General features: G+C 50.0%; 10 protein-coding genes. All 10 read right to left on the bottom strand.

The window, feature by feature from the left end; genetic code table 11:
• The coding region (locus HY879_24040) for a hypothetical protein (GenBank protein ID MBI5606415.1) at positions 1-999 on the bottom strand (999 nt) is incomplete at its 3' end.
• Between the two features lie 20 nt (positions 1,000-1,019).
• On the bottom strand, positions 1,020-2,204 hold the full coding sequence (gene ftsZ, locus HY879_24035; protein ID MBI5606414.1) for a cell division protein FtsZ: 1,185 nt from the start codon (positions 2,202-2,204) through the stop codon (positions 1,020-1,022).
• A gap of 40 nt (positions 2,205-2,244) precedes the next feature.
• Positions 2,245-3,465, bottom strand: a complete 1,221-nt coding sequence (gene ftsA / locus HY879_24030; GenBank protein MBI5606413.1) for a cell division protein FtsA — start codon at positions 3,463-3,465, stop codon at positions 2,245-2,247.
• Positions 3,466-3,494: 29 nt separating this feature from the next.
• Positions 3,495-4,361 (bottom strand): FtsQ-type POTRA domain-containing protein, encoded by an 867-nt coding sequence (locus HY879_24025; GenBank protein ID MBI5606412.1) that lies wholly within the window; start codon positions 4,359-4,361, stop codon positions 3,495-3,497.
• A gap of 252 nt (positions 4,362-4,613) precedes the next feature.
• Positions 4,614-5,555: a UDP-N-acetylmuramate dehydrogenase gene (gene murB / locus HY879_24020; GenBank protein ID MBI5606411.1), complete on the bottom strand. Its 942-nt coding sequence runs from the start codon at positions 5,553-5,555 to the stop codon at positions 4,614-4,616.
• Entirely contained in the window at positions 5,533-6,906 is a 1,374-nt protein-coding gene (locus HY879_24015; protein MBI5606410.1) for a UDP-N-acetylmuramate--L-alanine ligase, read from the bottom strand. The genes murB and HY879_24015 overlap by 23 nt, the downstream gene beginning before the upstream one ends.
• 209 nt (positions 6,907-7,115) lie before the next feature.
• Positions 7,116-8,216 carry an undecaprenyldiphospho-muramoylpentapeptide beta-N-acetylglucosaminyltransferase gene (murG, locus tag HY879_24010; protein ID MBI5606409.1) on the bottom strand — a complete coding sequence of 367 codons (1,101 nt, stop codon included), beginning with the start codon at positions 8,214-8,216 and terminating at the stop codon, positions 7,116-7,118.
• The gene (gene ftsW, locus HY879_24005) at positions 8,204-9,382 is read right to left on the bottom strand and encodes a putative lipid II flippase FtsW (protein MBI5606408.1); all 1,179 of its coding nucleotides are present in this window, start codon (positions 9,380-9,382) and stop codon (positions 8,204-8,206) included. Before ftsW ends, murG begins: the two co-directional genes overlap by 13 nt.
• Positions 9,382-10,761: a UDP-N-acetylmuramoyl-L-alanine--D-glutamate ligase gene (murD, locus tag HY879_24000; protein ID MBI5606407.1), complete on the bottom strand. Its 1,380-nt coding sequence runs from the start codon at positions 10,759-10,761 to the stop codon at positions 9,382-9,384. Before murD ends, ftsW begins: the two co-directional genes overlap by 1 nt.
• A 10-nt stretch (positions 10,762-10,771) precedes the next feature.
• The gene (locus HY879_23995) at positions 10,772-11,851 is read right to left on the bottom strand and encodes a phospho-N-acetylmuramoyl-pentapeptide-transferase (protein MBI5606406.1); all 1,080 of its coding nucleotides are present in this window, start codon (positions 11,849-11,851) and stop codon (positions 10,772-10,774) included.
• Positions 11,852-11,853: the final 2 nt, after the last annotated feature.

Here is an 11,853-nt window from a genome sequence, read left to right as displayed (position 1 = left end):
ATCCACCCTGTTTTTATAAATAACCTGGGCTTTGCAGGAAAGGGTAATCGTATTGGCCAGCTCGATTTGAATGTCGGGGATAATCATTCCCGGCAGGAGCGTGGAGGATTCCTCTTCTTCTTCCACGGAGAAACCGGAGGTGGACAGGTCACAGATATTTAATTTAATTAATTTTTTAATTAAGGGATGCGTAAAAAAAACCCCGGGGGAAGGGTGCAGGGTTTGTCTCGGGGCCCGAAACTCCCGGCGCTTGAATCGATTGATCGGTTCCCCCCTGGGTCTTAAGACCAGGGTTTTAGAATGAAGATTTCCCCACTGCTTGACTATTTCACAATCCCTTGAATAAAATATTTCCGCTTGGTCCTTGAAAATGATCTGAACCGGATATTCGGAATTAATCCACTTCAAAGAAATCCCTTCCCCCGCATAGATCTCCACCAGAAAAGATTTGACACTGAAGACCGCCAGACGCCCTGAAAATAAAATACCGCTTTGAATCATTTGGGTCGGAATTTGATGACCGGGATATCGTTTGGTTTTTCGTAATACGATTTCAAAGCCGGATTCCGGCAAGGTCACATTAATGCCCTGGTCGCTTATTTGGATCTTTTGGGATTGGGCTAAAATGATTTCTCTTCGGTTCTCGATGAAGAAACAAAGGACTTCGAAATCCTTTAGAGATTCATAAAAATCCGTCGGGTTAGACCATCGGCCAAAAACCGTTCCACCCTGACAAGGTTCCGGTTTAATCCCCCGGACCAGGATTTCATCATATTTGGAATGTCTGAAAACAATTAAAATTTCCCCTTCCGAAAAGTTGATATAGTTGAGATGGTCGATCAATTTTTTCCGAAGGATCTTTTTGGCATTATTGAATCCTTTTTCAAGTTCTCCCCGGGTTAACAACTGAACCAGTTCAAATAAATTCCCATAACTTAAATCAATCGTTTCTATCTCTTTCTCTTCTTTTAAGGTATGGGCCTGAAAAGCTATACTCATTTTTTCCTTTTTACTCAGAGTCAATCGGCTGCCTTGCGAATAAAGGTCGGGACTTCCAATTCTTCTTCGTCAAAATAGTATTCCGGGGCCTTGGCCGGTCTCCGGGGGCCGTATTTATCGATCTCTTTCCCCTTGCGCACAAAGGTCGGGGTTTCCCGATCTTCCCCCCGATCGGCCTTGACCTCCGGTAGGGTGGGCCGTATTCTATCTAAATCCATGACGACCCTTTCTTCTTTGGGGGTGATCCCGGTAGCCACTACGGTAACCCGCAGGTCATCCTCCATGCTTTCATCAATAGCCGTGCCCCAGATGATATTGGCTTCTTCGTGGACTTCTTTCCGAATCAAAGTCGAAGCTTCGGTCACTTCTTCAAAGCCCAGGCTGGAGCTGGCCGTAATATTCATCAGGACCGCCCGGGCCCCGGAAATGGAAATATCTTCCAACAGGGGACTGGAAATGGCCCGTTGGGCCGCTTCTAAGGCCCGATTTTCACCACTCGCCAGTCCGGTGCCCATCAGAGCAATCCCCATCTCCGACATAATGGCCTTTACATCCGCAAAATCCAGGTTAATATGTCCGGGGACTACGATCAGGTCGGAGATCCCTTTAACGGCGTACAACAAGACTTCATCGGCCTTTTGGAGCATTTCTAAAAAAGTAGCCTTTTTAGTAGCCAGGGCGATCAAACGATCATTGGGAATGGTGATGAGGGTGTCCACCGCTTTCCGTAGTTCTTTAATCCCTTCCTCGGCCTGTTTCAACCGTCTGCTCCCTTCAAAATGAAAAGGACGGGTTACCACGGCCACGGTCAAGGCGCCTAATTCTTTACACATTTGGGCCACAACCGGGGCCCCCCCGGTTCCGGTTCCGCCGCCCATGCCGGCGGTAATAAAAACCATGTCGCTACCGTCCAGGGCTTCCCGAATTTTTTCCGTATCTTCCAGAGTAGCATTCCTCCCGATTTCGGGATTGGCCCCGGCCCCCAATCCCTTGGTCAAGGTTGTCCCAAGTTGAATGCGCTGGTCGGCCAGGGAAGAGGAGAGGGCCTGAAGATCGGTATTGGCCGCAATAAATTCAACTCCCGAGAGTTGGGATTTGATCATATTATTGATGGCATTATTTCCTCCTCCCCCAATCCCCAAAACACGAATTTTGGGTTTTTGGTCATTGGTGTCTTCTTCTACCCGCATCATTTCTATTCTCATCTGCTATTACCTCCCCTTAATAATAATTATCCCCTCCGCCTTAAATCATCTCCCTGAACCATTTTTTCATCCGTTCCATGACCCGATAAAAAATATGCTGATCCCGGATCCTGAATTTCTTCCTGGGCATCGCCTTGGCCCCGTAAAGGACCAATCCCACGGCCGTGGCATACATGGGACTGTTGACGACATCCATAATCCCTCCAAAACCCTGGGGATAGCCCCGCCGACTGGGGAGATTAAAGATCTGTTCCGCCAGTTCAGGGATCCCTTCCAATAAGGAGGCCCCTCCGGTGATGACTACGCCGGAAGCGATGGTGCCGGCAAAACCGGATTTCATGATTTCCCGGTTGACCAGGGAAAAAATTTCTTCCACCCTCGGTTCCAAAATTTCCCCCAGGATTTGACGGGAAAGAATCCGGGGTTTTCTACCGCCGACACTCGGGACCTCGATGGTTTCTTCTTTATCGATCATGGAAGTCAAACAACAGCCATGAACTTTTTTGATCCGCTCGGCTGCCTGGTGAGGGGTCCTCAAACCGATGGCGATATCATTGGTTAAGTTGTTGCCGCCCAAAGCCAGAACCGAGGTATGTTTGATGCAATTATTCGAAAAAATGGCCAGATCGGTCGTCCCGCCCCCGAAGTCCACCAGAGCCACCCCGAGTTCCTTCTCTTCGGGGGTGAGCACCGTTTCACTCGAGGCGATCGATTCCAACACAATATCCGAGACATCCAATCCCGATTTGTTGGCACAACGAATAATGTTCTGCGCCGAAGTGACCGCCCCGGTTATAATGTGGACCTTGACCTCAAGGCGCACACCGGAAATACCCAGGGGATCCTGAATGCCATCCTGATCGTCGACAATAAATTCTTGAGGTAATACATGAATGACTTCCCGATCCAAGGGAATGGCAATGGCTTTGGCAGCATCGATAACCCTTTCGATATCCGTTTTAGTCACTTCCCGGGTCTTCACCGCAATAACGCCATGACTGTTGAAGGCCTTAATATGCCCCCCGGCAATACCGGCATAGACCGATCTGATTTCACAGCCGGCCATGAGTTCCGCTTCTTCCACGGCTTTCTTGATGGAGTTAACGGTACTTTCGATATTAACGACCACCCCCTTGCGCAAGCCGACCGAGGGATGGGTCCCAATCCCGACGATATCCACCCCACTCGGAGATACTTCCCCAACCACCGCACAAATTTTAGTGGTGCCGATATCCAAACCGATAATCAAATCGTCGTCCAAACAATACTCACCCCCTTCCTCTTTTCCGTTTAACCTTTAACCCCTTTTATGGAATTCCCCCGTACGCCATGAACGATTACCCTTTGCCCGAACTGGAGGGAAATCCCTTTGAGCGTTAATAAGTTCGGCCGTTTTTCCAGCTCGGCCCATACTTTTTCCAAACGTTTAAGCCGGGTCTGGAGGTCATCCCTGCCCAAAGAAATCCGAATGCCCCTTTCTAAGGTATATAAAGAAAAGCCGCAATCAGGGTCATAGTGAATTTCCGAGAGCTTGTCCGGATAAAAGGGATCTCTCCCCTGACTTAAATACCCTTTAAGGGCCACCAGTTCCGAAAGCATTGGAGACCTAAGTTGTCCTGCCGGCGACCAATCCTTTGCTCCCAGACCGGTCAATATGGGCAGGGTGACTTCCTCTTGCACCTCGGCCTTCTTAAATAATATCCCCTCATTACTTAAATAATAAAGTTCCTGCTGGACCAGGACCAGGAAAATCGGTTGATGCTCCGCAACCACCACCTCGAGTTTATTGGGAAGTTCCCGGCGGAGATAAACACTTTTGACCCAGGCGATGGATTCCATCTTTTTTTTGACTTCCCCTATATTCAAGGCCAGGAGGTTAACGCCGTTCGCCAACCCTCCTTTTTGGAGTAATTCCGCCTGGGAAACCCGTTTTATCCCCTTGAAACCCACATCCTCCAATTTGAAGATCGGGGTGGACAAGGCCACCAGATACCCGATCAGCAAGGTGATACTGATCCCCAGAAGGATCATCATAATCAATGAACCAACCCAGAAATGATGCCAGAGCCTTTCCATCCAGGAAAGTTCGGAGTCCTCTAAGGCCCCCCGATAATAATTGCGGCCCAAATTCCCCAGCCTGGTTTTTCCTAAGTACATGATAACCTCTCTAAATAGGATGGACTTGTAAAAAGTCAGGAAGAGCCCATTTTCGTCATTCCGAATTCCGTCCCTGACAGGACTACATCCCGGGGGTGAAAACGGGAATCCAGCCCGGCAAAGGCGGGATTTATCCGTTACGCCTATCCTGGATTCCCGCCTGCGCGGGAATGACGAGTTTTAACAGTACTTCAAATATCGCTGAAGGCTTAATACCCAAAGCCGTGTAATATTTCAAAACAAATCAGAAAACTAAGCAATCTCCTTCAGGACGCAGCCCCATAACCGGACCTCGGGTTCCAGGAGGATCCCGAATTGTTTCCGGACCCGGGTCCGGATCAGGTTCATCAGGTATAATACCTCCTTGGCCCTGGCCCCTCCTTGATTGACAATAAAATTGGCATGCTGTTCCGAAATCCTGGCCTGGCCCCTTTCAACACCTTTCAATCCCGCTTTTTCAATCAGTTGACCGGCAAAGGCCTCCGGAGGATTCTTAAAAACCGAACCACAACTAGGTTGGCCCAGGGGTTGAGTGGACCGCCTTTGAGACCAAAGTCTCCGGGCTTCTTGTCGAATAGCCTCTGAATTCCCTCGGGACACCTGGAGTCCTCCTGAAAGAATAATTTCACCCGGTTCCAGCTTCAGGATTCGATAACCAAAAAAAAGTTGCTTTTTCCTTTTACGGATCACCCGGCCTCCGGAAGCCAAAATATTCAGAAAGACGGTCAGATCTTTTATTTCTTTTCCATAACTTCCGGCATTCATGGCCCAGGCCCCTCCAACCGATCCGGGGATGCCTGCCAAAAATTCAAGTCCCTGAAGGCCGTTCCTGATCCCCCATCGGACCAGCTTCGAAAGGGGCGCCCCGGCTTCTACCTCCAGAACAACCTGATTATCCTTAAGGGCTTGGCTCTTAATTGGCTGTCCTGGGGATACTATATGAATGACCAATCCCCTCAGGCCCCGGTCGGAAACCAGAAGATTGCTCCCATGTCCCAGGACAAACCAGGGGATATGGCGAAGCCTGACCAGTTCCAGGAGCTGCTTGATTTCGGAAGGCTTTTGGGGTTCTATAAACCAATCAGCTCTTCCGCCAATCCGAAGGGTGGTATAAGGGCCTAAAGGCTCCCATTGTTTAACCCGCCCCGGACAAATCTTTTCAAAGAGCTGCTTAAGACCCTGTTGTCGATACAATTTCCTGACCTATTTTCCAGACGTCTCCGGCTCCCAAGGTAACCAGCACATCTCCGGCCTTCAACAGGTCCTGGAGAGCGGGAAGGACTTCATCTCGATTGGAAAACAATCGGGTATCGCGATGTCCCTTTTCCTTGATCCCTTCCAATAAATGCTCCGAATTGATTCCTTCGATCGGGTCCTCTCCGGCCGGATAGATGGGCAGCAAGAACAAACAGTCGGCCTGATAAAAGGAGGTGGTGAACTCATCAAAAAGGGCCTTGGTCCGGCTGTACCGGTGGGGTTGAAACACGACTATGATCCTTCGTTCAGGCCAAGTCCCCCGGACGGCATTCAGGGTAGCTCGAATCTCCGTGGGGTGGTGACCATAATCATCCAGGACTGTAGCACCCTGAAACTCCCCTCTGATTTGAAATCTCCGCTGAACCCCTTCTAAACAATCAAAAGCCTCCTGGATCTTTTGAAAAGGAATCTCTAATTCGAAGCCGACAGCGATGGCCGCCAACGAGTTATAGACATTATGGAGACCAGGGATCTTAAAACGAATTTCTCCCCATTCCTTGCCATTACAAAAAAACCGATACTGGGTGACTAACCCGTTTTGTTTTACTTCCCGGGCTTGAAGATCGGCCTGGGCGGTCAGACCGTAAGTGCGGTACCGTTTTTGGAGTTTCGCGATCAATGAAGGTATATGGGGATCATCCAAACAAAGAATCGCCAGCCCATAAAAGGGAAGGCGGTTTAAAAAATCAAGAAAATGGGCTTTGATATGGTCAAGATTTTTATAAAAATCCAAATGCTCCAGGTCGATATTGGTAACAATTGCGATACTCGGAGATAGATGCAGAAAAGAGCCGTCACTCTCATCGGCCTCAGCCACCAAAAAAGATCCCTGTCCCAGCCGGGCATTACTCCCCCAACTGTTCAATCGTCCCCCGATGACCACGGTAGGGTCCAGTCCGCCATAAGCCAGGATATGGGCGACCATCGAAGTAGTGGTCGTTTTCCCATGGGCTCCGGCCACGGCCACACCATATTTGAGTCGCATCAACTCGGCCAGCATCTCGGCCCTGGGGATTACCGGTAAAAGGGCCGCCCGGGCCGCCAGAACCTCCGGGTTATCAGGCCGAACGGCCGAAGAGGTGACGACCACTTCCGCCCCCTGAATGTTTTCCGCCTGGTGGCCGTAGAAGATTTCCCCGCCCAGGGCCTGCAAACGGCGGGTAATCTCGGTTTCTTTCAGGTCCGATCCACTGACCCGATAACCGAGGTTCAACAAGACCTCGGCTATACCGCTCATGCCGATACCGCCGATCCCGATAAAATGAATATGTTGAAAACGAGGGTACATTTATCTCCTAAAAAATTCGGAGTTCGGAGTAAATAGTTCGAGTCCAACACACCGAATTCCGAACTAAACCTTAAAGTTACTAAAGAGCACCACGAATCATGAAAATATTTTTTAGGGGCTATGGGCTATGGGCAATAGGCAAGGTTAAACGGGTTTATGGGTTTTTATTGCCTATCGCCTATAGCCTCGTGCCTATAGCCTGAATTTTACTATTTTCGAACTAACCCCTTTTTTGCTTCAACCATCTGATAACAAGCTTCCACAATCTCCTCGGCGGCCTGCCAGCGCCCCAGGGCCCTGGCCTTGTTTCCCATGGCGATCAATTGTTCCCGGTGGGCCAGCCAGTCCCCGATGCGATCCGCTAATAGACCAGGTCTGAGGTCCTTCTCCAGGATCATTTCCGCTGCCCCGGCCTTGACCAATGACCGGGCATTGTGTTCCTGATGATTGTTGGCTGCAAAAGGAAAGGGAATTAATAAGCTCGGTTTGCCCAGGGCGGTAATTTCGGTCAAGGTCATGGCCCCGGCCCTCCCGATAATCATATCCGCCTCTTCGTAGGCCCGGACCATATCTGCAATAAAGGCCGTAACCCGGTGGTTAAAACCTTTTTCCTGATAGGCCAGGGCCATCTCCTCTTCATCATTTTTCCCGGTCTGATGGATAAAGTTGAGCTCTTTTTTCAACGGAAACAAGCCATCCAAAGAATCCCTGACCCATTGATTGATCCGGTGCGCCCCTTGACTCCCCCCCAGGATTAACAGGGTCAGAGGGCCCGAAGAGGAAATCCTCCGATCGGCCACCTGGTGCAGTTCCTGCCGGATCGGATTACCCGTAATCCGCAATTTTCTTTTTGGAAAATGGGCTTCATTCTCCTTAAAGGCCCCGAATACCCGGTCTACCACCCGGCCCAATAAACGGTTGGTAACCCCGGGGATGGAATTCTGTTCTTGAATAACACAAGGGATTCCCTTATACCAGGCGGCCAGAACCAATGGACCGGAAACATATCCGCCTACCCCCAGGACCATTTCGGGCCCGTATTCCCTAATAATATTCAGGGATCGACTGAAAGCCCGGGGGAGTTGAACGAGCGAGCGCAGTTTTCCGGTCATCCCTTTGCCTTTGATCCCCTCCACTTTGAGGGTTTTAAAAGAAAAACCCCGGCCCCCCAATAGTTGCGCATCCAGGGCCCGTTCGGTGGTTACAAACTCGACCTGGTTTTCCCGGTCTTTTTTCTTAAAGGCTTCCGCCAGGGCTATAGCTGGAAACAAATGTCCACCTGTACCTCCTCCGACAATCAGGACTCGCACGCCCTTTCCCCTTGAAATTGAGCCGTCAGGTTCATCAGTATCCCAATACAGATCATGTTCAGAAGCAGGGAAGACCCGCCATAGCTCATAAAGGGCAGGGTCAATCCCTTGGTCGGCAGAAGTCCCATAACCACCAGGATGTTGATCAAGGCCTGGAATCCGATCATCACGGTGATGCCGACCACCAGGTAAATCCCAAAAAGGTCTTTAACCTTTTGGGCCAACTGGATACACTTGATAATCAAAATCAGATATAACGAGGCGATTATGAAAACACCGATAAAACCGAACTCCTCTCCCACGATAGAAAAGATAAAATCCGTATGAGGCTCGGGCAAATAAAACAGTTTTTGTTGACTCCCTCCCAGTCCCCTTCCCCCAAAGCCCCCGGAACCAAAGGCCAGGAAGGAGTGTTTGAGGTGAAACCCCGAGCCCAAGGGATCCTTCCAGGGGTCCAGATAGGACAAGACCCTCAAGCGGCGGTAAGGGACCCTCCAGACCAGAAAATAGGCCAGAGGAATCATCGGGATGATGGAGAACATCAGGTGTTTGATCCTGACACCACCGACGAAGAGCATGATTCCGGTGATCAAGGCCAGGGTGATGGCCATCCCCAGGTCCGGTTCCAAAAGGGTCAGGACGATAAATACCCCGGCAGCCGCCCAATGAAAAAGAAAACCCTTTTTTAAATCTTTCATCTGCTCCTGATGCCGGGTCATGGAATAGGCCAAAAAAATGACCAGGATTAATTTGGAAAATTCGGCCGGTTGAAAAGATATCCCACCCAAACGAAACCAGCGTGAAGCCCCGCCCAGGCGGGAGCCGACCCCAGGAACAAGAACCAGGATAAGGGTCAGCAGACTGAATCCCAGGAGCCAGTAAACCCATTGTTTAAATTTTTGATACGGGATAAATCGAAAGGCGATCATAGCCAGGAATCCGAAGAAAGCGAAAGCTAATTGTTTCTGGACGAAATAGAAACTGTTATGATACCGTCTGGCGGCTAAATGGGCACTGGCACTATAGATCATAATGATCCCAAAGATCACCAAGGCCATGGTTACCCCCAACCAGATATAATCCATCTTCAGGTCGATCCGGGCCTCTTCCGGCCCGGCTTCCCTTTGAAACTCCGGTATCGATCGGTTATTAACAATAGAAGGCATTAGCCCGCCAACACTCCCGGATGATGGTCTTCCAATTCCCTGACTGCTTTTTGAAAAACTTTCCCTCGATGGACATAATCCTGGAACATGTCAAAACTCGAACAGGCCGGGGACAAAAGCACCACATCCCCCGGTCGGCCCTGGTGAAAAGCCAAGGAAACCGCCTTTTCGAGGGTTTCGGCCTTTTGGGTTTCGGTCAAAGGCCCCAACTGGTTCCTCATCTTCTCCCGGGCCTCCCCTATCAAAACCAATGCCTTGACCTTCGTTTGAATCAATTCTTCCAGAGGGCCATAATCCCCCCCCTTGTCCCGGCCTCCGGCAATCAGGATAACGGGCCGGTTGAATCCCTCTAAGGCCTTGACCACGGCCCCGACATTGGTGGCCTTGGAATCATCATAAAACTGTATCCCTTTGACTTCTCCCACATACTCCAGTCGATGTCCGAATCCTTTAAAGGTCAGAAGGGTCTTCTGAATGGCTTCAGGGGTCGCTCCCATCAGGCGGGCCCCCAGGATAGCCGCCAGGGCATTTTCCAGATTATGGACCCCGGGTAAGGAAAATTCCTTCAAGTCATAGGTCTCCCGAAGGGAATCCAGAAGAACAACCGCTTTGTTCTGATCGATAAAAGCCCCCTGGGAGACCTGACCGGTACGACTGAAAAAATAAACCGGTCCGGTAAGTCTTTCTCCAATAGAGCGGCAAATCGGATCATCCCAATTGACCACAGCCTGATTATCGGCGCCCTGATTGCGAAAAAGGCTGGCCTTAGAGGCGATATAGGCCTGGAATCCGGCATAACGGTCCAGGTGATCCTCCGTGATATTCAACAGGACTCCCACCTTAGGAGAAAAATGACTGGTCGTATCCAATTGGAAACTGCTGATCTCCGCCACCACAATCTCCCGGTCCGGACCATTCAGGATATAATCCACCAAAGGCCGGCCGATGTTTCCCCCCAGGAAGGTCTTTTTTTCTGAATTAACCAGCATTTCATTCAATAGGGCCGTGGTGGTGGTCTTGCCGTTGGTTCCGGTCACGGCCACTATCGGGGTCTGGCAAAAGGCTGCAAAAACCTCGAGTTCCCCAAAGACCGGGATTCCTTTATCCTGGACCGCCCTTAAGGCCGGGAGATCCAGAGGGATGCCGGGACTGACCAGGACCATATCAGCCTTTAAGAAAAAGGCAGGGCTATGCCCTCCACCCTCCAGGATCAGAGGAAAACGGATGGTTTTGATTTCGGAAACCCGTTTTTTAATTTCATTAAGGTCCAGGGAGTCCGAGACCAGGACCTGGGCTCCTTGCCTTACTAAAAAGGCTATCAGGGTCATCCCCGTCTTCCCCAGACCGACCACCAAGATCTTTTTCCCTTGAAAATCCAAAAAAGGTTCCCTATCTGAGTTTTAAGGTACTTAAAGATAATAAACTTAAGATTACGGCAATAATCCAGAAACGCACAATGATTTTAGGTTCCGGCCAGCCCTTCAACTCAAAATGATGGTGTAAAGGGGCCATGCGGAACATACGCTTTCCATGAGTCATCTTGAAATAGCCCACCTGAAAGATTACCGAAAGGGCCTCCACCAGAAAAATCCCGCCGATAATGATCAATAATATTTCATTTTTTGTGATGACCGCTATGGTTCCCAGGGCGGCCCCTAAAGAAAGGGACCCCACATCACCCATAAATAATTGGGCCGGATAGGCATTAAACCAAAGGAAGCCCATTCCGGCTCCCACCATGGCCCCGCAAAAAACCGCCAGTTCCCCTGAACCCGGGACAAAGGGGATCTGAAGATAGTTGGCGATCTTGACATGGCCGCTTAAATAACTGAGCAGCAAGAAGGTCCCAAAGGCGATGGTGGCCGGTCCGATGGCCAATCCATCCAGTCCATCGGTCAGGTTGACGGCATTGGAGGTCCCGACGATAATGAATAGCGTTAAAAGGATATACCCCCAATAAAGATCCGGAGTCAGGGTTTTAAAAAAGGGGATGTTCAAACGGGTATTGTATCTGAAATTCAGATAGAGAAAGACGGCCGGCACCAGGGCCGTGGCGATCTGCCAGAGAATTTTAGCCCGGCCACTCAGACCTTTATTCCTCTTTTTGATGAGCATGAGATAATCATCTAAAAAGCCGATCCCGCCGAAACAAAGCGTCACCAACAGGACCAGCCAGACATAGGCATTGGTCAGATCGGCCCAGGAAAGGGTGGCTGAGAAGACTGCAAAAAGGATAAGGACCCCTCCCATGGTCGGAGTCCCTTCCTTGCTGAAATGAGAACGGGGACCGTCTTCCCGGATATACTGTCCGATTTGATACTTGGTCAGAAGCCGGACCACATAAGGTCCTAAAAGAAAGGTGATCAGCAGGGCCGTCAGGGTGGAATAAATGGTCCTCAGGGTAATGTATCTAAAAACATTAAAGAAGGAGATCTGGCCATGTAAGGCATATAATAGATGATAAAACATGG

Source organism: Deltaproteobacteria bacterium (genome assembly GCA_016219225.1).
GTDB lineage: Bacteria > Desulfobacterota > RBG-13-43-22 > RBG-13-43-22 > RBG-13-43-22 > RBG-13-43-22.
This window is presented reverse-complemented; position numbering and strand designations above follow the sequence as displayed.